Source organism: Proteus vulgaris (genome assembly GCF_033708015.1).
In the GTDB taxonomy this organism is placed as follows: Bacteria; Pseudomonadota; Gammaproteobacteria; order Enterobacterales; family Enterobacteriaceae; genus Proteus.
On sequence record NZ_CP137920.1, the window covers coordinates 1,232,068 to 1,254,869 of the forward strand.

Consider the following 22,802-nt stretch of genomic DNA (forward strand, 5'->3'; position numbering starts at 1 on the left):
CAAGGCATTGCTAAAGATTGGCGCTATTCTCAACTTTTATTTTTAATTCTTATATATCAACTAATTAAATAAAATCAATAGAGCCAGTGGTGTCAGTGTGTCTCTTTGAATAATTAACAAAAAAGGGGGTTGCTTTTTGAAAAAAATGCAGTTCCAAAACTGGGGATAACTTATGCTAATTATTCAGGCAAATTTTATGAGATAGAGATTGAAGCTGGATTTTTATCCAGTATCATAAGGAGTGTCAGCGAGGAGAAGAAAATATGAGCAAAGATTTCAAACTGCATTCTGAATTTAAACCGGGTGGTGATCAACCTGCGGCTATTGCCTCACTCTGTGAAGGATTAGATGATGGTCTTGCTCATCAAACTCTTTTAGGGGTAACTGGATCAGGTAAAACCTTTACGATTGCCAATGTGATTGCCAATCTAAATCGTCCGACGATGGTATTGGCGCCAAATAAAACATTGGCAGCACAGCTTTATAGTGAGATGAAAGAATTCTTTCCTGAAAATGCAGTGGAATACTTTGTTTCTTATTATGATTATTATCAGCCTGAAGCGTATGTTCCAAGTTCTGATACCTTTATTGAAAAAGATGCTTCTGTTAACGAACATATTGAACAGATGCGTTTATCTGCGACTAAAGCTTTGCTAGAGCGTAAAGACGTTATTGTTGTGTCATCGGTTTCTGCTATCTACGGTTTAGGGGATCCTGATAGTTACTTAAAAATGATGTTGCATCTGACAAACGGCATGATAATCGACCAACGTGCCATTTTACGTCGCCTTGCTGATCTACAATATACTCGCAATGATCAAGCCTTTCAGCGGGGGACATTTCGTGTACGTGGTGAAGTGATTGATATCTTCCCTGCCGAATCTGATGATTACGCATTACGTGTTGAGTTATTTGATGAAGAAGTCGAACGCCTTTCACTGTTTGACCCTTTAACAGGACAAATTCATTACAATGTACCTCGTTTTACTGTTTATCCTAAAACGCACTACGTCACCCCTCGTGAGCGTATTCTTGAGGCGATGGAAGAGATCAAAAAGGAACTTGCGGATAGGCGCAAAGTTCTTTTAGCTAACGATAAACTTGTTGAAGAGCAACGTGTGACACAGCGTACTCAGTTTGATCTTGAAATGATGAATGAATTGGGATATTGCTCTGGTATCGAAAACTATTCACGTTATTTATCAGGTAGAGGTCCCGGTGAGCCACCCCCAACCTTATTTGATTATCTTCCCGCTAACGGTTTATTAGTGATTGATGAATCACACGTTACTATTCCTCAAATTGGTGGAATGTATAAAGGAGACCGTTCCCGTAAAGAAACCTTAGTTGAATACGGCTTCCGTTTACCTTCCGCGCTTGATAACCGTCCATTACGTTTTGAAGAGTTTGAGGCGTTAGCACCACAAACGATTTATGTTTCAGCAACACCGGGTAAATATGAACTTGAGAAATCAGGTCATGAAATTGTTGAGCAAGTTGTCAGGCCAACAGGTTTACTTGATCCCATTGTTGAAGTACGTCCTGTTGCCACACAAGTTGATGATTTGCTTTCTGAAATCCGTATTCGTGCAGCAAAAAATGAACGTGTATTGGTGACAACACTAACAAAACGAATGGCTGAAGACTTAACAGAATATCTTGAAGAGCATGGTGAGCGGGTTCGTTATTTACACTCTGATATTGATACTGTTGAACGTGTCGAAATTATTCGTGATTTGCGCCTAGGTGAGTTTGATGTATTAGTCGGCATCAACTTACTTCGAGAAGGTTTGGATATGCCAGAGGTCTCTTTGGTCGCGATTTTAGATGCTGATAAAGAGGGCTTCTTACGTTCAGAGCGCTCATTGATTCAGACGATTGGTCGTGCAGCTCGTAACCTTGAAGGTAAAGCGATTTTATATGGTGATAAAATTACCGATTCAATGGCGAAAGCGATAAGTGAAACTGAACGTCGTCGCGAGAAACAGCAACAGTTTAACCTTGATCATGGTATTGTGCCTAAAGGATTAAATAAAAAAGTGGGTGATATTCTTAAGATTGGTCAACCTACGCAAGGGCGCAATAAGAAAGGGCATAAAGCAACAGATATTCATGAAAATTATCCGTTGTTATCAACGGCTGAATTGGAAAAAGAGATCCAACGTTTAGAAGCCGAGATGTATCAATATGCAAAAGATCTAGAATTTGAGAAAGCAGCGAGTACTCGCGATAAGTTGCAAGCATTACGCGCTCAATTTATTGCTAACTCTTAATTAGCGAATTAAGTTCACAAACCGCTAAAGGGATATCCGTATTTTTACAGGGATTATCCCTTTTTACCGTCTATCTTCCATTTTTTGCCTTGTTTGATATTCCCTTAATGGCGTTCAACTGTTTAAATACCACCACAAACAAAGCGTCAATTAGTTACAAAGATAAATAGTTACAAAGATAAAAAGACATTAAGGACAGTGAATGAGTGGTTATGTTTATGCAGGGTTTCCTAGCTCTGCTGGGGTAATTCTTGGTGTTATTCTTCTTATTATGCTTTTTAAATGGTTACGTAAATTTGCTGTACAAGATAGTGAGCTACAAAAACCATCAACAGTAGGGCAGGAGCCTATTTTATCTGAAGCAGAAAATACCTCGGGTCAATTGTTGCCCAACGAATGGGGGTTATATGTAGCAGCTCCTTACGCGGTAATGAATGAATGGGCTTATAACGAATACGCTCAAGGTAAAGATGATGGTGGATTATCTGCGGGTTGGGGAATTAACGACCGTTGGGATTTAGTCTATCAATTATTTTGGTTGCTCACTCAAGGCCACACTAATGATTTTTATCAACTACGTGACCAGATTTTGGATGGCAAAGAAGACGATGTTCAGTCATTAAAAAATGATATTTTACTTTCAGAATTAACGGAACACGATAAAAATGAGCGTTTATGGCAAATCGATATGATGAGCACAAATCGCATGAATATCCAAAATGTGAAATACCTTATTTGGGATCTCTGCCGTTTTAATAAGCTCTGTTTAGAAGGTTGCCAGCAAGGTTATATTACTCAACAAGAAGCCCAAACATGGTCACTGATGAGCGCATCAATGTTGCGTCGGATCTATGATGGTTGGGAAGATATGTGGAGAAACTTTATTGCAGCTCGTTGGTTTTGGGCAAGTGGCGATCAAGATTGGGTATCTTCTCATCAAGCGTTTACGGATGTTATACAAAATATTCTGAATGCAGAAGATACGCTGGCAACAGAAGAGAATTGGATCATGGAGTTACCTCCATTAGATTTAATGTCATTCTCTCGTACTGTGGCAGGTCTTGGTCTGATGAAAAATGATGTACCAATGACTCTTGACGAAATTGAAGAAGTGATTAGCCAGCGTATAACATTAAAGCAGCTTAATAGCTAATAACACGTTGGAAACCAATCGTGATATTGTGTTTTTATCGACAAAAACCGCACTTGCTATTTATTGCAGATGCGGTTTTTTTCTGAAAGCAGATAAGTTAAATACTATTTGATCGCTTGAGGTGATGCATTACGTTGCCCTAATCGTTGTAACGTTAACTCAATCGCTTTGCTTAATAGATGACGGTCGTGACGATAAGGAATATCTTTGGCTTCCAGTTGAGTTTGTACAATTAATCGACCTTTCATCGATTCATATTGTGTTTCAGGGCTAATAATCACGGCATCTATTGTTTGTAAACCAATATAATTCTCCATCATGGCGATTTTATCAGACATCGTCATGCTGGCAGCAGCAGGACTTAACTCTTTACCTAAGTTACCAATATAAATTGTTGTTGCACTGCTACGGCGCAATGCTTGTGCAAGCTCTGGCAGTAATAATAAAGGCATTAAACTGGTAAAAAAGCTACCTGGGCCAATTAAGATCAAATCTGCTTGTTCAATCGCTTCAATAGCTTCTCGTGTAGTCGGTACTTTAGGATAGAGATCAAGCTTTTGGGGGATCTTAGGTAAAATATCAACATTGACCTCACCATAAATCTCATTTCCTTGATCGTCTATCGCCATAAGATCAACGGCTTGTTCTGACATGGGAATAAGGTGAGCATTCACTCTTAATAACCCACGGATAAGATTAATGGCTTCTAAGGGGCGAACACTTAAGTTATCAAGTGCTTTAAGCATTAGATTACCTAAATTATGTCCTGCCAGCTCGCCTGTACCAGAAAAACGGTATTCAAACATTGCAGAAGCAACAGAAGGTTCAGTAATTAACTGATTAATACAATTGCGCATATCTCCCCACGCAATGCCACCTTCTTCTTGGCGAATACGGCCAGTAGAACCGCCATTGTCTGTTGTTGTAACGATACCAGTAAGACGAGAGCCTAAGTAGGAGAGTGCTGAAAGCACACGTCCAAGGCCATGACCACCACCAAGGGCAACAACACGATCTAAATCACTTAGCGTGCGATTTCGCATATTTGTTCTACTCATCTTTAAAAATTTGCCGCTAATTTATCACAATTAAATTTTAAGCCTATGATCACGACGTGATTTCATCACATTCCTAGTTTAGTTTTACTTTTAATAGCTTAATTTTTAATCAGCAAAGGTGTTTTTACTTAAGTTATTGGAGTGATTAAAGTGTCGTAAGTCGTTGTATTGTAAATTATATAGCGAAAACAGTATTCGCTTTTTGAAAGATTAGCAGGTAGAATCCACAATAAATATATAGGTATTAGAAACCTGTGATAAACAGGTAAAGATTAACTCCTAGCCTTAACGTCTAAGTCTTGTGTTTATAAGATATGATGTTCTGGCCGTGACGAAACAAGTCACCAGGGTGCAAGGTAGAAATGCCCGCATCTCCCGATTTGGAAAGGTGTTACTATGCAACAACTCGTTGATGCGTTTTCCCGCAAATTTTTCTATTTACGTCTTTCAATTACAGACGTGTGTAATTTTCGTTGTACTTATTGCTTACCTAATGGTTATAAGCCTAACGGTCATAAATCATTTCTTTCGTTAGATGAAATCAGCAGACTGACACAATCTTTTGCCGCGTTAGGGACAGAAAAAATTCGCCTAACAGGTGGTGAGCCTACAATGCGTCGTGATTTTACTGATATTATCGCCACGATTAAAGACAATGCATCTATCAAAAAAATCGCGGTAACCACTAATGGCTATCGTTTGTCTAGAGATGTTGCACAATGGCGTGATGCGGGGTTAAGCGCAATTAATGTGAGTGTTGATAGCCTCGACCCTCGCCAATTCCATGCTATTACTGGGCAAGATAAATTTAGCCAAGTAATGGAAGGTATAGATGCTGCATTTACAGCGGGTTTCGAAAAAGTAAAAGTTAACGTTGTGCTAATGCGCAATGTAAATGACAAAAACCTCCCTGATTTTCTTAATTGGATCAAAGACAGACCCATTCAACTGCGCTTTATTGAATTAATGGAAACCGGTGATGGTAGTGATATATTCAACCGTTTTCATTTGTCTGGTGAAGTGATCCGCCAGCGCTTACTCAATGAAGGTTGGTTGCAAATTCCTCGCGCTCGTAGTGACGGGCCAGCTCAAGTATTTACCCATCCTGATTATCAAGGTGAAATAGGTCTTATCATGCCTTATGAAAAAGACTTTTGTTCAACTTGTAACCGTTTACGCGTTTCAGCTATTGGTAACCTCCATCTTTGCCTCTTTGGTGAAAATGGTATTCCTTTACGTGACTTACTTGCTGATGATAGTCAACAAGAAGCATTACAACAGCGTATTCAGGGGGGCCTTCTTCATAAACGAGAAACCCATTTTCTTCATCAAGGCGATAGCGGTATGACACCGAACTTATCTGTTATTGGTGGATAGTTTTTCGCTCTGTTATTTCGTTAATTTCAGGAGTTGTGCATGTCTCAACTAACTCACATTAATGCTGCCGGTGAAGCCCACATGGTGGATGTTAGCGCTAAAGCTGAAACAGTGCGAGAAGCACGAGCTGAAGCTTTTGTTGAAATGTCAGCAGAAACATTAAGCATGATCACCGAAGGTAAACATCATAAAGGTGATGTATTTGCAACCGCAAGAATTGCTGGTATTCAAGCCGCAAAAAGAACATGGGAGTTGATCCCATTATGTCATCCGCTGTTATTAACTAAAGTCGAAGTGCGTTTAGAGGCTCTCACTGGATCTAACCGTGTACGCATTGAATCTGTTTGCCGTTTAACGGGGAAAACAGGGGTTGAGATGGAAGCCTTAACTGCGGCATCGGTAGCAGCGTTGACGATTTATGATATGTGTAAAGCCGTTCAAAAAGATATGGTGATAGGGCCTGTACGCTTATTAGAAAAAACAGGTGGCAAATCAGGTCACTTTAAGGTGGAAGCATGATTAAAGTTCTCTTTTTTGCTCAAGTCCGTGAATTAGTAGGTGTTGATTCTCTTGAATTAGATTGTGAATACCACACCGTCGACGATTTACGCAAAGTATTAATCACCAAAGGTGAACGTTGGTCACTCGCGTTAGAGGATGGCAAGTTACTCTCTGCGGTAAACCAATCCTTTGTTCAAGGTTCTCACGTGATTAATGATGGTGATGAAATCGCCTTTTTCCCACCTGTTACAGGAGGATAAGATGAGCGCATCAACGCGTATTTCAGTACAAACTGAAAATTTTAGTGTGGGTGATGAATACCAATGGCTTTCAGAGTGCGACAGCGACGGTGCTGTTGTGACCTTTACGGGGAAAGTTCGTAATCATAATCTTGGTGATGAAGTGAGTACACTCACACTTGAACATTATCCGGGAATGACTGAAAAAGCACTGACAGAAATTGTGAATGAAGCACGTTCTCGCTGGCCTTTGCAGCGTGTCAGTGTTATTCATCGTGTAGGAACTTTGCATATTGGTGAAGAAATAGTGTTTGTCGGTGTCACCAGCTCTCATCGTAATAGTGCCTTCGAATCCGCTGAATTTATTATGGATTTCTTAAAAACACGCGCACCATTTTGGAAAAAAGAAGGGCTTTCTGAAAATAATGATAGATGGGTTGATGCACGCCAAAGTGATTATGACTCGGCTGAGCGTTGGGAATAAATCAGCACTCTTAATTAAATACTACATTACTTTACCTAAATTTATTTTATGGTGACATTTCATACAGTTTATTTCATGGAAATGTAAAATCAGTGTGATAAAATTAAATTCTAATGAGTCCATAATGGACTCTTTACTGAAATAAACGTTATTATTAAATCTAACGTTATCACTATGATTAAAGGGTAATCATCATGGATCGATTTTCACGTTCAAATGATTCAATCGTACAGCGTACAGGTTCTGGCCTACAAACCTTTATGGCTCAGGTTTATGGTTGGATGACGGTAGGTCTGTTACTCACTGCGTTTGTTGCATTCTACGTGGCATCAAGCGAAGCATTATTAACAATGATTTTCTCGAGCAAGATTGTCTTTTTTGGTTTGATCATTGCTCAATTAGGGTTAGTTTTCGTGTTATCTGGTATGGTTCATAAAATGAGTGGCGCAATGGCAACCTCATTATTTATGCTCTATTCCGTGCTAACAGGGGTAACTATCTCAAGCGTATTACTGCTTTATACCGCATCTTCCATTGCGAGTACCTTCTTTATTTGTGCGGCAATGTTCGGTGCATTAAGTATTTACGGTTACACCACTAAGCGTAGCTTAACAGGTATGGGTAGCTTCCTGTTTATGGGGCTTATCGGTATCATTATTGCGTCTATCGTGAATATCTTTATGCAAAGCTCAATGATGAGCATGGTTATCTCTTATGCAGGTGTGTTGATTTTCGCAGGTTTAACGGCTTACGACACACAAAAATTAAAAGATATGGGTAGCGAAATTAACCAAGAAGATAAAGAAAATATGCGCCGTTACTCAATTATGGGTGCATTAACGCTTTATTTAGATTTCATCAACCTGTTCTTAATGTTACTGCGTATTTTAGGCGACCGTCGTTAATTTTAGCGATATAACGTTGATAGACGCTGTTTAACCACAGTATAAAAAATAAACCCCACAACGTATAAGTTGTGGGGTTTTTTTTATTGAATAGTTTAATTGTTGTTTTAAGCAATCTTCCGTTGGAAAAGATAATAGGCAATGCTACCCGTTCCGACTGTAATGACCAATAAAGGCCACAAACTGTGCCATATAACAGTGATGTCAGCATTTTTAAGGTAAATCTGTTTTGTGATATCAGTGAAATGACGAATTGGATTTATCCATGTGGCATGTTGTAGCCAAATAGGCATATTTTCTACGGGGGAAATATAGCCAGATAATAACACCGCAGGCATCATAAACACGAAAACACCAATAAAAGCCTGTTGTTGTGTTGAACTTAATGCTGATATTAATAAACCAAACCCTACTAGCGATAAGCCATAAATCAACATGGTAAAGTAAAACAGCAATAATGAGCCAGAAAAGGGAATTTGATAACCAAATATCCCAATAATTAATACGATGGTGCCTTGAACAGCGGCCACAACCATTGCAGGAACTGCTTTACCGACAAAAATTTGCCATGTTGATAGGGGGGAAACTAACAGCTGATCTAATGTACCTTGCTCACGCTCTCTAGCAACAGAAAGTGAGGTAACTATCATTACGCCAATGGTAATAATTAACGCAACTAAAGAAGGTACAATAAACCATTTATAATTTAAATTCGGGTTATACCAATTGCGAACAATAAGTTCTGTTTTATTCAGTAGAGAAGGTGTATTGCCTGCTAATTCAGTTTGATAGTTTTGTACAATTTGCTGTACATAATTAGCCGCAATTTGCGCACTATTAGAATTTCGACCATCTAGGATTAATTGCAATTTCACAGGAACACGGCTTTCTAAATCGGCACTAAAATTTTGTGGAAAGCGAACTAATAAAAGCGCTTTGCGGTTATCAATAGCTTCTTTTATTTCATGTTCATTTTTAAGCAAAAGAGTCTGAGAAAATGCACTTGCTTTGGCGATACGTTGGGTTAACTCAATAGATTGTTTACCATTATCTTCATCAAAAATGGCAATAGAGGCATTGGTCACATCTAACGTCGCAGCAAAAGGGAATAAGATCATCTGGAAGATGACCGGCATGATTAAAATAATACGCGTTTGAGGCTCTTGTAATAATGATTGTAACTCTTTCATTATCAGGGTGAGAAGGCGATAAAACATAAAGCTCTCCCTTTAATCTAATCGACGACGTGTTGCTAACGCCGTTAATCCAATAAAAAATATCGCCGATACAATCAATAGCCACATATCTAGCATCAATATCAACGGAATATCACCCGCTAAAAATAGCGTTTGCAAACTGCTTACAAAATAACGCGCGGGAATAAAATAGGTCACGACTTGAATAAAGATAGGCATGCTATCAATTTCAAAAACAAAGCCTGATAACATAATGGCGGGCAAAAAAGCCGCATTTAACGAAATCATTGCCGCATTAAATTGATTACGCGTTAGCGTGGAAATAAGCAATCCCATACCTAAAGCAGTCGCTAAAAAGAGCGAGGTGATCCCGCCTAAAATCCATAACGATCCTCGATAAGGCACGCCAAGCACAAACACCGTAACGACCATACATAACACCATGACAAAGCTACCTAACACTTGGTAAGGAATAAGCTTTGAAAGTAAAAGTTCTGTGCGTGTAATTTGAGTGGAAAGAAGGGCTTCCATCGTACCTCTTTCCCATTCGCGGGCAATCACTAACGAGGTAAGAATAGCGCCAACGACTGTAATAATAATCGTGACAGCCCCTGGAATAATATAGTGCTGACTTATTGCCGCAGGATTAAACCAATAACGAGGTTCTATTTCAATTAATGGCGTAGTATCAATTCCCTTACTGATAGCTTGCTGCTGCAACCAAATTTGCCACACGCCTTTGGTATAAGCCTGTACAAAGTTTGCCGTATTGGGCTCACTGCCATCAGTGATCACTTGAATGGGGGATTGAGTATCCTGACGAGCCAGTAATTCAGCAAAATTAACAGGAATAACGACAATACCTCTAATTTGCCCCGCCTGCATTTTATCGATTAATAATTGTCGATTATCGCTAATAGTTGCATTGATATACGGTGAATTGGTGAAGGTGTAAACAAGCTCTTGTGCTGGTTGACTTTGTTGATTAGTTAAAATACCAATATTTAATTTGCTTGAATCTAAATTAATGCCATACCCAAAAATAAACAGCAAAGTAAGTGGAATAACAATCGCAATTAGCGCACTACTGGGATCACGAGTAATTTGCTTTGTTTCTTTTAAACACAGTGCGTATAAACGTCGCCAAGAAAAGCGAGCATGAGATGATTGAGCTGAATTATGCATGTTTTTCGCTCCCTTTATCATTTTCACTTTCAAGTTTTTTATCGTAATCCAGCACTAAACCAATAAAGGCATCTTCCATTGAAGGGGTTGGATTATCCTCACTGGCAACCATTTTTTTGAGTGAATCTGGTTCGCCTGCCGCAATGATTTTTCCTCGATAAACTAAACCAATGCGATCACAATATTCTGCTTCATCCATAAAGTGAGTGGTAACCATCACGGTTACTCCTTTATCAACCATGCCATTAATGTGTAGCCAAAATTCTCTACGTGTTAATGGATCAACGCCTGATGTAGGTTCATCTAAAAAGAGAATATCAGGCTCGTGCATTAAAGAGCACGCAAGGGCAAGGCGTTGTTTATAGCCTAAAGGCAAGGTTTCAGTGATTTGATTTACCATGGGTTGTAAACCAAAGGCTGTGATCATATCGTTGATTTTATTGTGTTGCTGTTTACCATGTAAGCCATAAACACCAGAAAAGAATTTCAAGTTTTGTCCCACTTTAAGGTTGCCATAAAGTGAGAATTTTTGTGCCATATAACCTAAATGTTGACGCGCTTTCCCTGAGCTTTCTTTCAAGTCCATACCAAGCACAAGGGCTTTACCGCTAGTGGGAACTAATAAACCGCACATCATTTTAAAGGTTGTCGATTTACCTGCACCGTTAGGACCCAATAAGCCAAAAATTTCACCACGTTTAACTTGGAAATCGACATGATCGGTCGCAGCAAACTGCCCAAACATTTTGGTTAACTGTTGTGCTTCAATCACGGTTTCATTAGGTGCGGGAGGGATCTGAGGCATAATTTCAGCTAATTCAGACTTATGAGAAGGGCCGCCTCCTAATAAATCTATAAAAGCATCTTCAAAGCGAGGTGTGGCAGGAATAAGCTTCGCATCAGGTTTACCCAAAGCACTTAATAATTCAGTTTGATTACTCTGTTTTTTCAAGATCAAACGAACGGATTGCCCTTGAATAACACCATCAGTGACTTGAGGTTGAATAATTGCTTGTTGCAATACTTTTCTACGCTGATGACCTTCAACATTAAGTAGAAAAGAGCGACCTACCATTTTTGCGGTTAAATCTTGAGGGATACCACTATAAAGTAGTTCTCCTTTGTTAAGTAAGAGAATGTTTTTACATTGTTCTGCTTCATCAAGATAAGAAGTGCTCCAGAGGATCAACATGCCATCACTGGCCAAAGCATGCACCATTTGCCAAAGCTCACGGCGTGCAATGGGGTCGACCCCAACGCCGGGTTCGTCAAGAAGCAGAACTTTAGGACTCCCTAATAAAGTACATGCAAGCCCAAGCTTTTGTTTCATTCCGCCGGAAAGATTACCTGCAAGGCGAGATGTAAAGCGAGTGAGATCGGTAAAGGTGAGCAATTGGTGATAAACTTTCTCTCGCTCCTCACCGATGACATTTTTTAAGTCAGCATAAAGATTAAGGTTTTCTAAGACCGTTAAGTCTTCATAGAGCCCAAATTTTTGTGGCATATAGCCAAGAATAGCTCTAACATCGACACTCTGTTTTTGCGGATCCATTCCTAAAATACAGATATCACCAGCATCCGGTTTTAATAAACCAGCAAGCATACGCATTAAGGTTGTTTTGCCAGCCCCATCAGGACCAACTAACCCCGTTACAGAGCCACCTGTGATGGTGGCTGTTAATGATGAAACCGCGGGGCTTTCCAGTCCTATAAAGCGTTTCTCAACATCTTGAAGTTTGATGGTGTAATCAGTGTGTTCCATTTTGCCTCCCACTTAATGAGTAGGTGCAAATTTTAAGGTAACAGGCATTCCTTGGCGTAATGTGTCATCGGCATCCGTCACAACCACTCTGAGGCGATAAACTAAATCGGTTCTTAACTCCGGTGTTTCAACACTTTTTGGGGTAAATTCGGCGGTGGGTGATACAAATCCAATCGTACCGTGATAAGGCTTATCTTTACGTCCATCGGTATATAGATAAACTTCTCGATTAGGCACAGCTTCGCTTAAGTGAGTTTCACTGATATAAGCTCTGACCCAAACGGGATTGGTTAATGACACGGTAAATACAGGGCTTCCAGCAGATAACATCGTGCCAGGCTCTACAGCGCGAGTTAGCACAGTACCTTGTGATGGAGAGAGTAATTGTGTGTCTTGGAGATTTAACTCAGCTTGTGCAACGGCGGCTTTAGCTTGCATAACTTGTCCTTTTGCCGCATCAATATCTTCTTTTCTATAACCATTTTGATACTGATTTAGCTTATCTTGCGCTGCTTTTAAGGCGGCTGCTGCTTGATTGCGATTATTTCTTGCGCTATCTAAATCGTTGGCTGAAATGACTTTTCGGTTAGCAAGATCTCGCTGACGTTTATAAAAATTATCTGCGTATCGCCAAGCAGCTTGTTTTAATGACACATCAGATTGAGCTTGCGCGATTTCTTCAGTGCGATATCCCGCTTCCATTAAAGCGAGTGAAGCAATGGCACTATCACGCTCACCATAAGCTTTATTGAGTGCATTGCGATAGGGGGCATCATCAAGCTTGCCTAATAATTGCCCTTTTTGCACAGGAGCACCTTCATCAACTTGTAGTGTGTCTAACCTTCCAGCCACACGAAAACTAAGATTAACTGTACGTATATCGACATTGCCATAGAGTACTAATTCAGACTCTTTGTTTTCTTCGTAATAATAGATACCTGCAACAATACCGATAATAATCATTAAGATAATAAACAAACTGACTTTTTTAGTTTTCATAATAACTCTATTTATGCATGATGAGTGTTAGTGTAAATCTCTCTTAATCCGTTGAGTAATAAAGTAATATGCGTTTTTAAGGTGTTGGAGATAATCTGATACTCATTTTTACCAATTCTATCCCATCCCGTTTGCCTTAGGATCGTTTCCCTCACTAAACGAAATGATAACACTTCTCCCAATATAGCGTGAGTATGTAACATCGTTGTAGGCAGAGCAGCATCTAAACCAATATAGATGGCTAATAGTTTGTTTACACGCGTTAAAAGAGGCGATAACGCTTGCTGGTGGATCAAGGAATATGCTTCGGTTGGAACAAGCTGTTCCCTTGCCATAATACGACTAAGGTGAATATTTTCTTTATCAAGCACAAGGCGAGCATATTGTAAAAAACTATCTGTGATAAGCGTTTGCAGTAATGGGAGGTGTTCTGCTGGGTTAGGTTGTTCAAGAAATTCGTCAAGAATGACCACCGTTGGTTCAAAATCAAGGCGAATAAGATCAGCAATATGCTGTGCAACGGCAAGATATAACCCTTCTTTGGAACCAAAATAATAAGCGATAGCGGCAATATTTTGTTGAGCAGCTTGTGCAATTTGGCGTGTTGTGGCGGCATCGGGCCCATTTTTACCAAAGATCTCACATGCCGCTTCCAATAATTGTCGTTTTGCTAGTTCACCGCGCGTCGTCTTCTGTTGGGTGTCTGACATGATAGAAGATACCTTACTTAAGTAAAATGTAACAAAACCAATGATATTAAAAACAGCGATAACAAGGCATATTATATTAGATGATATTGAACAATAGGGGAAATTTGTGATAAATAATCGAATAAAGATGATATGTAATAAAAAAAGTGCAATCTATTATTGAAAATTATTTTTGTATTCTGAATATAGCAAAAACTGTTAGAATAGGGATTATTAAGTTAACCTAATAAGGTTCATTCTCTTTCATCACTGTCTATACTTAAAAATAATAGTACCTATATAGCAATAATGCTTATAGATTGACAGCGTAAGAAAGCCCGTCATTTTTAATTTCAATCACCGTGTTATACGTTCTGGTTGTAGGAGACTACTGTTTTGACCGATTTTACATCGCTTGGTTTAAGTGAGGCGCTTCTCCGCGCTATTGATGAACAAGGGTATAAAACCCCAACCCCTATTCAACAGCAGGCGATTGAGCCGATTTTGGCGGGTAAAGACGTATTAGCGAGTGCGCAAACCGGTACAGGTAAAACAGCAGCTTTTACATTACCAATATTGGAAAAATTATCTCAATCAGCAATCAAAATAAAAGGTCGTCAACCTGTTAAAGCGCTAATTTTGACACCAACGCGCGAGCTTGCGGCTCAAATTGCTGAAAATGTAAAAGCGTATAGCCGTTATATTCCTATTCGTTCATTAGTTGTTTTTGGTGGTGTGAGCATTAATCCACAAATGATGAAGTTACGTGGTGGTGTTGATGTATTGATTGCAACCCCAGGACGTTTACTCGATCTTGAACATCAAAATGCGGTTGATCTTTCTCGCGTTGAAGTTTTAGTGCTTGACGAAGCTGACCGTATGTTAGATATGGGCTTTATCCACGATATCCGCCGAGTGATTAGTAAATTACCGAAAAAACGCCAAAACTTACTGTTTTCAGCGACGTTCTCTAAAGAGATCACGGGTCTTGCCAATTCGCTCTTAAATGATCCAGTGAGTATTTCTGTTGCCCCAAGAAATTCAGCTGCTGAATCTGTCGATCAATATGTCCATTTAGTTGATAAAAAGCGCAAAACCGAACTGTTATCACATTTAATTGGTTTAGAGAATTGGTCACAAGTCTTGATTTTCACCCGTACTAAACATGGTGCAAATAAACTTGCTGAACATTTAAATGCAGATGGTATTAAATCAGCAGCTATTCATGGTAATAAAAGCCAAGGTGCAAGAACTCGCGCATTAGCTGATTTTAAAGAGGGTAAATTAAAAGCATTAGTTGCAACAGATATTGCCGCTCGAGGTCTTGATATTGACCAACTGCCATATGTCGTCAATTTTGAATTACCACAAGTAGCAGAAGATTATGTGCATCGCATTGGTAGAACGGGTCGTGCAGCTGCAACGGGTAAGGCAATTTCGCTTGTTTGTGTTGATGAGCATGGTTTATTAGCGGATATTGAACGTTTATTAAAACGCGAAATTCCACGTTTAGCATTAGAAGGTTACGATCCTGATCCATCCATTAAAGCTGCGCCTTTGCATAAAAAACCTAAGAATAATGCACCGCGTAGAAGTGGGGGGCGTGCTGATATTCGTGGTAAAGACAATCGCAACAACAGTCGTAAAGACGGCGATAGCGAAGGTAAAGCGTCTGGACGTAATAAAAGCAAAGAAAACTACCGTAATAAAGATGGCTCTCGTACCGGAAAGTTAGGGCCTCGTCGTTCACGTAAAAGTGATGAAGGTAGTGATAATCAAAGCCCTTGGTCAAAAGCTAGAAAAGAGTTTTGAGGTTAAAAAGTGCGAGTTCTATTAGCGCCAATGGAGGGGGTTTTAGACCCCCTTGTGAGAGAATTACTTACTTCAATTAACGATTACGATCTCTGTATTACCGAGTTTGTAAGAGTTGTCGATTCATTACTACCAACAAAAGCATTTTATCGTTTATGTCCTGAATTGCAGACAGAAAGCCGTACGAAAAGTGGTACACTGGTGCGAGTACAATTATTAGGACAACACCCACAATGGTTGGCTGAAAATGCTTTTAGAGCTGTTTCTTTAGGCTCTTGGGGGGTTGATTTAAACTGTGGATGTCCTTCAAAAACAGTTAATGGTAGTGGTGGTGGTGCTTCACTTCTAAAACAGCCAGAAACGATTTATCAAGCAACAAAAGCAATGCGTGATGCAGTGCCTTTAGCGTTACCTGTTTCTGTTAAAGTGAGACTTGGCTGGGATTCATCAGCATACAGTCATGAAATTGCAGATGCGGTGGTACAAGGTGGTGCTACGGAAATTACCATACATGGTAGAACAAAAGAAGATGGCTATAATGCTGAAAAAATTAATTGGCAGGCCATTGGTGATATTCGTCAGAGGCTTTCAATCCCTGTCATTGCTAATGGCGAAATTTGGAACCGTGAAGACGCATTAGCCTGTTTAGCGACAACAGGTTGTGACGCGATAATGATTGGTCGTGGTGCAATGAATACCCCGAATTTAAGTCGTGTTGTAAAAGGCATAGAAGCTAGAATGCCTTGGCTAGAAGTGATTGAATTATTAAAGCGTTATGTTCGCTTAGAAAAGCGCGGTGATACGACGATTTATCATGCATCACGTATTAAACAGTGGTTTAGCTATTTACGCAAAGAATATCCAGAGGCAGATGAGTTATTTAGGCAAATCAGAACATTAAAAACATCCCCAGAAATTGCGGTCGCAATAGAGGCGTTGTAGTTTAAAATAGGCTTATTTTTTGCGTTTTAAGCAATAATTTTTCTATTTATCTTAAATATGATGTTACTTATCTCCAATAATTGGAAAAAATAACTATTCCGACTTACACTCAATAAGTAACATTTTTAGGTATGTTGTTTATATCATGACTATTCTAGGGGGAAATATGGGAATTCTTGCTTGGATCATTTTTGGTTTGATTGCGGGTATTTTGGCGAAATTCTTAATGCCAGGCTCTTATGATATTGGTCTGATATGGACTTGTATTTTGGGTATTGTGGGTGCGGTTGTTGGTGGTGCAATTAGTAGCTTCTTTGGAAAAGGTAAAGTGGATGGCTTTAACTTTGGTAGTTTTGTTGTCGCTGTCATTGGTGCCATTGTCGTGCTCTATCTTGCGAAAGTATTTGCAAGCTAATACCTTCATATCCAATAGATACTGATAATAAACCCGCATAATGCGGGTTTACTTTTTCTAATGCAAAACGCATTCAATTAGCATTCACAAGGAAGGGCACTTTCAGCCCCCCACTGCGCCCAAGAACCATCATAAAGCGCGATAGATTGGCAATCCAATACCGTTAACGCTAAAAATAAAATCGCCGCCGTCATACCAGAGCCACAAGTGACAATAATGGGTTGTGATAAGTCAACATCGGCTTGTTCAAAAATTTGCTTTAGCTCAGCCTTGCTTTTCAATTGCCCATTAACAACAAGTTCATTCCACGGAACGTTTTTACTGCCAGGAATGTGCCCTCTGCGTAAACCAGGACGAGGTTCTGGTGCTCTGCCATAAAAACGATCTGCGGAGCGAGCATCAATCATCTGCTTTTGTTTTGTCTCTAAATTATCAAGAAGTTGCTGCTTATTAACATAACGTTGTGCATCACGTTCGACAATAAAAGGAGACTGTGTAGGTACTTTAATTGCCTCCCCTTGTTCTGTCGCAAACCCTGCTTCAATCCATGCGTGCAAACCACCAGCAAGAATGCGCACATGACGACAACCTAAGGTTGTTAATGTCCACCAACCTCTTGGTGCCGAGAATAAATTGCCTTGATCGTAAAGAATGACAGTCGTGGTATTAGAGATACCTAATTGTGTCAGTGTTTCTGAAAACAATGCATCAGAAGGTAGCATATGGGGTAATGATGTTGTTTTATCAGCGACCTCATCAAGATCAAAAAAATGGGCATGTGGAATATGGTTTTTTAGGTAAAGTGCTTGATAATCAATATCTTGAGTTGGCATTGGTGCACTTACATCAAGGATCACAAGATCAGCGTTATCTTGTTGTTCAAATAGCCATTGGGGAGTAACAAAGTAATCGTATTCCACGGTGCAACCTCATTTATTTAGCAGAAGGTGAGCTGTCTGGGATAGCTGGAAATTGCTGGGTAGGTGAAGTTTCAGGTTGTGTTTGCTCTGTTTCTACGGGTGTCGTGGAGCGTGTATAGATATTTAAGCCCGCAAGAAAAACACCACCGATAGAACCAAAGGCAAGTAGTGCGATAATAACAATAATTATTTTTTTCATAATGTTCATTTGCAGATGAATGTTACGTAAAAGTATATCGAGATATGAAGTTGAAACAAGTAATAAGTCGGTTTAATCGACAAATGATAGTGGCTAAAACGTCAATTTTTTAGGTAAAAAAAAGAAAAATAGAGAAAGAAACAGGCTATTTATTTTTTATAAATAGCCTGAGTCGCGTTAAGGTTGAGATTAATTTTTTCAATCAAAGGTTACAGTCAATGATAAGAAAAAATCCCTTAAACTCAGGAGTAAATGAGTTTAAGGGAAAGGGGTAACGCAACTTAATTAAGAATATAAAAACCAGAATGTCATTGCTAAGTTCACTATGGCTGCAACAGCCATAGGAATAGCGGTACGTTTAACTATTTGGAAAGGTGAAACATTCGCGATACCTGCAATGGCGACAATCGCGGCAGTAATTGGTGAAACAGTACGACCAAAACTTGTCATGATTTGCATTGGTAAAATTAGGGTGATCACATCGACTTTCAAGAAAGCGGCAATTTTGGGTGTTAAGGCTGCAAAAGAGAAGAATGCCGCATTGCCTGACCCCATTAAAAAGGCGGCTAATGCAAGAATGGCACTCATGACAATGATCATGGCTGCAATACCAAAACCTGCATCTTGAGCTGAGCTAATTAGCGTATCGACGGCACCACTTTTTAGTAAACCGTTCGCAAAGAACTCACCTGATACAATTAACGATACCACTAACACAAACTGCTTACCCATTCCTTCAAAGAACAGCATAAAGCTATTCATTACCGCTTTTGCATCGCGTAAGCGAACATATTCAAAAAGAAGTGCAATAACAGTACTAATAATCATCGCTGTGGTGACTTCTAATTTAATATAAGGGTGTAGTAATGGACTGAAGCCGATAATCAGAATTAAAGGGATCACGGGTAATAAAGCATAAGATAATGGGATTTTATTACCTTCTTCTTTTACGGCATCAATTATTGTTGGGTCAAACACAAATCCTTCACGTTTATCCCACCAGCGTTGAATAAAGAAGTGAGTGATAGCAACGGCAATAATAATAGGGATCGTGATGGGCAACTGGTGCTGAACAAAATAGACGGCAGGTTCAATATCTGCTGTTTTTGCCGCCATAATGACGTTACCAGAGCCGGGACCATGGTCAATAAACTGGCAGCATCCAATAACGGCTAAAGCAGAAAGTGGACTAATCCCAGAGCGAATTAATATCGGATACATAGTGACCATTAACAGCATACCTAAACCTGCATGGCTAGGGATAAAGATCACCAAGATTTGGGTAACTAGAAATGAAATCACTAATAATAAGTAAGGCGATTTTATCGCTTTTAATGGCTTTTCAAAAATAGCGAATAAAGCACGGCTTGCGCCAACGTGTTCCATATAACGAGAGAAACCCGCAATAGCCATTAATGTTAAGCCAAGACCCGCTAGGCGAGAACTCATAATATCCGTAAAGATTTGGAAAATATCAAAATATTTAAATTGAGTGGATTTATTTTCTGGCAATAACGGATTAAGATCGAGAGATGCTGTTAAAAGTAATAGTAACAATCCGCCGAGTAATAATACGGGTTGAGGCTTATAGCCTCTTGCCAGTAAATAAACCACCAACGCTGTTACCAACGCGGCAATGATTAAACCTGTCATAGTGAATTCCCCGGTACTGATGCAATATTTTTTGTTATTGGTTTAATGCTGAAAAAGCTTGTGTAATATCTGCAATAAGATCATCCGTTGCTTCAAGACCAATATGTAAACGGACAAAAGGACCATGGCCTTCACGCCAATCTGAAGCAGTTCTTGCACCGACAACATTGGCGGGTAAAGCAAGGCTTTCAAATCCTCCCCAAGAAGCACCGATGCCAAAAAGCGCAAGTGCATCAATAAATTGCTCTGATTGTTTTGTGGTGTATTTTTGTTTAAATTCAATGGTTAATAGTCCATTACTGCCTTTACAGTCACGTTTCCATAAATCATGGCGAGGGTGATTAGGTAATTCAGGAAACCACACTTTTTCCACTTCAGGGCGAGTCTCTAACCACTGTGCAATGGCCAATGCTGATTTACCATGTGCAGCGATGCGTTGACCTAGTGTTCTCATACCACGAAGAACTAATGCGGCATCATCAGGACTACTGGCTTGACCTAATGCTTCAGGTAATGCACCCACTTTTTTCCATGCTTTTTCATTCGCAACCATAATGCCCATCATCACATCCGAGTGACCGCATAGATACTTCGTTGCAGCGATAACAGAGACATCCGCACCTAATTCTAGTGGGTTGTAAAGCCATGCTGAGCCCCAAGTATTATCAACACCGACAGGAATATTTCTCTCATGAGCAATGCGGCAAATTTCAGGTAAATCGAGCATTTCATAAAGTAATGAGCCAGGTGATTCGACAAAAATAAGTTGTGTATTGTCTTGAATTTTTTGCTCAAAATCAGAGCCATCGGTTTTAAAGAAACTATAAGCAATATTATTAGGCTCAAGAAAAGCTGATGCGATCTTACGAACAGGTTCATACACAGAATCAGCAAATAAAACATGCCCTCCACTACGAGCATATCCCATAATAGTGACTGCGATAGCTGCCAACCCGGTAGGGAACAACTGAGCGCGATAACCTCCTTCTAATTCGGTGACTAATGCTTCAAGAGCAAAGGCTGTTTCGGTACCACGTGCGCCATAGCTTAAAACACGCTCTGTTACACGACGATCACGAACTTCTCGCCAACTTTTAATAGAATCAAAAACGATGGTACTGGCTCTCATTACAGGTGGATTAATTGGACCTGAAGTTTTGATTGCTTGGCGTCCACAGTGTATCAATTTTGTTTGTTTATTTTGTTTCATTATTAATATCTCCAAATATAGAAATAGAGTTCCCCGGTAATTAAATAAAATGATTAATTACTGTTTGTGCTTATTTTGTTTCTATTATTTATAACAAACTTATTTATTTTTAAAATAGCTATTTTCTAAAAATGATGATCTTCCTCTAACTTTTTAGCATTAATTATTCTAATTAAATCTTAAATAACATTTAAGATTCAAAAGTTATAAGCAATAAATAAAGAGTTGTTTATAACTGATTGAATTAATGTTATTTTTTAATTGATTAGAAATATTTGAAATTAGTTTAAAATTATCAAAGTGTTTTTATTGAGATTATATTGCATAAATAAAATAACAATCTAACAAGTCGTTTTATTAAAAAAACGATTTTTTTATTATTCTTTTAACAGGGGAAATAATTATGGGAACCAGCGTTTTTGATTCTGTTTTATTAAAGAATTTATGGTCGACAGAAGAAATGAGAACTATTTTTTCTGATAAAACCAGAATGCAAAATTGGCTTGATTACGAAGCTGCATTAGCGATTGAGCAAGCTGAATTAGGTTTGATCCCAAAAGATGCTGCAAAAGTGATTTCAGACACCGCGAAACTTGAAAAGCTTGATATGGATTATATCTTAGAACAAGTGCGTCTTACACGGCATCCATTAGTGCCAACAATTCGTGGTTTAGAACATGCTTGCCCAGAACATTATGGGGAATATGTTCACTTTGGTCCAACAACACAAGATGTGATTGATACAGGTCTTGTACTACAACTAAAAGAGGCTCACCAGACTTTCTTACGTGATATCAAAGTATTAGGTCGCGCACTGCTATCATTAAGTGAACAACATCGCAACACACCCATGGTTGGACGCACATTGGCATTACAAGCGTTACCAATTACGTTTGGTCATAAAACTGCAATTTGGTTAACTGAATTAGCGCGTCATTATCAACGCCTTAAAGAAATTGAACCCCGCTTATTTGTTGGCAGTGTTGTTGGCGCTGTGGGTACAAAAGCCTCGTTAAGCGATAAAGCGGATGAATTAGAAGCTCGTGTATTAAAACGCTTAGGCTTAGGTGTACCTGAAATATCTTGGCAGCCTGCGCGTGATAGATTCAGCGAATATGGCATGCTAATGGGCTTAATTAGCGGGACTTTAGGTAAAATTGCTAATGAAATCTTACTATTAGCACATAACGAAATTGATGAGTTATCTGAGCCTTTCAGTAAAGGTCAAGTAGGTTCTTCGACCATGCCACATAAACGTAATCCTGCCATTGTTGAAAATGCGGCTTGTGTAAGCAATACCCTGAAAGCGAATCTTTCTGTTTTAACGGATATGATGAAACACCAACATGAGCGTGATGGTGCGATCTGGAAAATGGAATGGAAGATCATGCCTGAAATGTGCCTTATGCTGTCAGTTATCTTCGATAATATGAAAACAGTCATAGGTGGACTGAATGTGCATGTTGAGAAAATGCGCGAAAATATGGATATCCTAGGGGGCTTTATGCTGGCAGAGCGTGTGATGTTTGCTTTATCTGATAAAGCAGGTAAACAAACGGCGCATGAAATTGTGTATGAAGCATCAATGTCTGGGCAAGAAGAAGGTATTACCTTCGTTGAAGCGATTAATCGTGATACCCGTATTCGTGATCACATTACTCAAGAAGAGCTTGATGCACTTTTAGATCCAACGACATATGTGGGTAATGCACCCGCTCAAGTTGATCGTGTTGTCGCACAAACTAAAGCCTCTGGCTGGTTAAATGATTAAGTGACTTGATTACCTCCAACCTTCTTATTATCTAAAAGCCGGTGATATTGCTGGCTTTT

General features: G+C 39.3%; 21 protein-coding genes and 1 riboswitch. Of the genes, 11 read left to right on the plus strand and 10 right to left on the minus strand.

The window, feature by feature from the left end; translation table 11 throughout:
* The first annotated feature begins 263 nt into the window (after positions 1 to 263).
* Both uvrB and SB028_RS05765 read left to right on the plus strand, forming a co-directional pair.
* Entirely contained in the window at positions 264 to 2,273 is a 2,010-nt protein-coding gene (gene uvrB, locus SB028_RS05760) for an excinuclease ABC subunit UvrB (RefSeq protein WP_069367508.1), read from the plus strand.
* Between the two features lie 202 nt (positions 2,274 to 2,475).
* Positions 2,476 to 3,426, plus strand: a complete 951-nt coding sequence (locus SB028_RS05765; protein WP_069367509.1) for a DUF1266 domain-containing protein — start codon at positions 2,476 to 2,478, stop codon at positions 3,424 to 3,426.
* A 104-nt stretch (positions 3,427 to 3,530) separates the two neighbouring features.
* Here the strand turns inward: SB028_RS05765 and yvcK are convergent, their stop codons facing one another.
* Positions 3,531 to 4,469: a uridine diphosphate-N-acetylglucosamine-binding protein YvcK gene (gene yvcK / locus SB028_RS05770; RefSeq protein WP_069367510.1), complete on the minus strand. Its 939-nt coding sequence runs from the start codon at positions 4,467 to 4,469 to the stop codon at positions 3,531 to 3,533.
* 279 nt (positions 4,470 to 4,748) lie between these two features.
* Positions 4,749 to 4,891, plus strand: a riboswitch (molybdenum cofactor riboswitch).
* On the opposite strand from yvcK, the gene moaA reads away from it, so the two are divergent.
* From moaA to SB028_RS05795, 5 genes are all read left to right on the plus strand, one after another.
* Complete coding sequence (gene moaA / locus SB028_RS05775; protein ID WP_069367511.1) at positions 4,881 to 5,861, plus strand: GTP 3',8-cyclase MoaA; 981 nt, start codon at positions 4,881 to 4,883, stop codon at positions 5,859 to 5,861. Its footprint overlaps the riboswitch before it by 11 nt.
* Positions 5,862 to 5,900: 39 nt before the next feature.
* On the plus strand, positions 5,901 to 6,380 hold the full coding sequence (gene moaC / locus SB028_RS05780) for a cyclic pyranopterin monophosphate synthase MoaC (protein ID WP_023581221.1): 480 nt from the start codon (positions 5,901 to 5,903) through the stop codon (positions 6,378 to 6,380).
* Complete coding sequence (gene moaD, locus SB028_RS05785; RefSeq protein WP_069367512.1) at positions 6,377 to 6,622, plus strand: molybdopterin synthase sulfur carrier subunit; 246 nt, start codon at positions 6,377 to 6,379, stop codon at positions 6,620 to 6,622. The genes moaC and moaD overlap by 4 nt, the downstream gene beginning before the upstream one ends.
* Position 6,623: 1 nt before the next feature.
* Positions 6,624 to 7,085, plus strand: a complete 462-nt coding sequence (gene moaE / locus SB028_RS05790; protein WP_069367513.1) for a molybdopterin synthase catalytic subunit MoaE — start codon at positions 6,624 to 6,626, stop codon at positions 7,083 to 7,085.
* Positions 7,086 to 7,279: 194 nt separating this feature from the next.
* Positions 7,280 to 7,990, plus strand: coding sequence for a Bax inhibitor-1 family protein (locus SB028_RS05795; RefSeq protein WP_069367514.1), 711 nt, complete (start codon positions 7,280 to 7,282; stop codon positions 7,988 to 7,990).
* 107 nt (positions 7,991 to 8,097) lie between these two features.
* Here the strand turns inward: SB028_RS05795 and SB028_RS05800 are convergent, their stop codons facing one another.
* Genes SB028_RS05800 through cecR form a run of 5 tightly spaced genes read right to left on the minus strand, consistent with a single transcriptional unit; the run spans position 8,098 to position 13,842 of the window.
* Positions 8,098 to 9,207 carry an ABC transporter permease gene (locus SB028_RS05800; RefSeq protein ID WP_069367515.1) on the minus strand — a complete coding sequence of 370 codons (1,110 nt, stop codon included), beginning with the start codon at positions 9,205 to 9,207 and terminating at the stop codon, positions 8,098 to 8,100.
* 12 nt (positions 9,208 to 9,219) lie between these two features.
* Positions 9,220 to 10,371 carry an ABC transporter permease gene (locus tag SB028_RS05805; protein ID WP_069367516.1) on the minus strand — a complete coding sequence of 384 codons (1,152 nt, stop codon included), beginning with the start codon at positions 10,369 to 10,371 and terminating at the stop codon, positions 9,220 to 9,222.
* Entirely contained in the window at positions 10,364 to 12,133 is a 1,770-nt protein-coding gene (locus tag SB028_RS05810; protein ID WP_069730277.1) for an ATP-binding cassette domain-containing protein, read from the minus strand. The genes SB028_RS05805 and SB028_RS05810 overlap by 8 nt, the downstream gene beginning before the upstream one ends.
* 12 nt (positions 12,134 to 12,145) lie before the next feature.
* Positions 12,146 to 13,132, minus strand: coding sequence for a secretion protein HlyD (gene hlyD / locus SB028_RS05815; RefSeq protein WP_069367517.1), 987 nt, complete (start codon positions 13,130 to 13,132; stop codon positions 12,146 to 12,148).
* Between the two features lie 11 nt (positions 13,133 to 13,143).
* Entirely contained in the window at positions 13,144 to 13,842 is a 699-nt protein-coding gene (cecR, locus tag SB028_RS05820) for a transcriptional regulator CecR (protein ID WP_069367518.1), read from the minus strand.
* A gap of 375 nt (positions 13,843 to 14,217) precedes the next feature.
* On the opposite strand from cecR, the gene rhlE reads away from it, so the two are divergent.
* The 3 genes from rhlE (at position 14,218) to SB028_RS05835 (ending at position 16,990) form a co-directional block, all read left to right on the plus strand.
* Positions 14,218 to 15,633: an ATP-dependent RNA helicase RhlE gene (gene rhlE / locus SB028_RS05825; RefSeq protein ID WP_069367519.1), complete on the plus strand. Its 1,416-nt coding sequence runs from the start codon at positions 14,218 to 14,220 to the stop codon at positions 15,631 to 15,633.
* A gap of 9 nt (positions 15,634 to 15,642) precedes the next feature.
* Complete coding sequence (gene dusC, locus SB028_RS05830) at positions 15,643 to 16,575, plus strand: tRNA dihydrouridine(16) synthase DusC (RefSeq protein WP_069367520.1); 933 nt, start codon at positions 15,643 to 15,645, stop codon at positions 16,573 to 16,575.
* A gap of 166 nt (positions 16,576 to 16,741) precedes the next feature.
* Complete coding sequence (locus tag SB028_RS05835; RefSeq protein WP_069367521.1) at positions 16,742 to 16,990, plus strand: GlsB/YeaQ/YmgE family stress response membrane protein; 249 nt, start codon at positions 16,742 to 16,744, stop codon at positions 16,988 to 16,990.
* Positions 16,991 to 17,067: 77 nt separating this feature from the next.
* Here SB028_RS05835 and sseA read toward each other — a convergent pair whose 3' ends face one another.
* The 4 genes from sseA to metC all read right to left on the minus strand — a co-directional run bounded on the left by sseA (position 17,068) and on the right by metC (position 20,972).
* A complete protein-coding gene (gene sseA, locus SB028_RS05840) occupies positions 17,068 to 17,910 on the minus strand; it encodes a 3-mercaptopyruvate sulfurtransferase (protein WP_069367522.1) in 843 nt (280 codons plus the stop codon).
* 13 nt (positions 17,911 to 17,923) lie between these two features.
* On the minus strand, positions 17,924 to 18,109 hold the full coding sequence (locus tag SB028_RS05845) for a hypothetical protein (protein WP_069367523.1): 186 nt from the start codon (positions 18,107 to 18,109) through the stop codon (positions 17,924 to 17,926).
* Between the two features lie 285 nt (positions 18,110 to 18,394).
* On the minus strand, positions 18,395 to 19,762 hold the full coding sequence (gene dcuC / locus SB028_RS05850) for a C4-dicarboxylate transporter DcuC (RefSeq protein WP_069367524.1): 1,368 nt from the start codon (positions 19,760 to 19,762) through the stop codon (positions 18,395 to 18,397).
* A 34-nt stretch (positions 19,763 to 19,796) separates the two neighbouring features.
* On the minus strand, positions 19,797 to 20,972 hold the full coding sequence (gene metC / locus SB028_RS05855; protein ID WP_069367525.1) for a cystathionine beta-lyase: 1,176 nt from the start codon (positions 20,970 to 20,972) through the stop codon (positions 19,797 to 19,799).
* 403 nt (positions 20,973 to 21,375) lie between these two features.
* On the opposite strand from metC, the gene purB reads away from it, so the two are divergent.
* Entirely contained in the window at positions 21,376 to 22,743 is a 1,368-nt protein-coding gene (purB, locus tag SB028_RS05860) for an adenylosuccinate lyase (RefSeq protein ID WP_069367526.1), read from the plus strand.
* Positions 22,744 to 22,802: the final 59 nt, after the last annotated feature.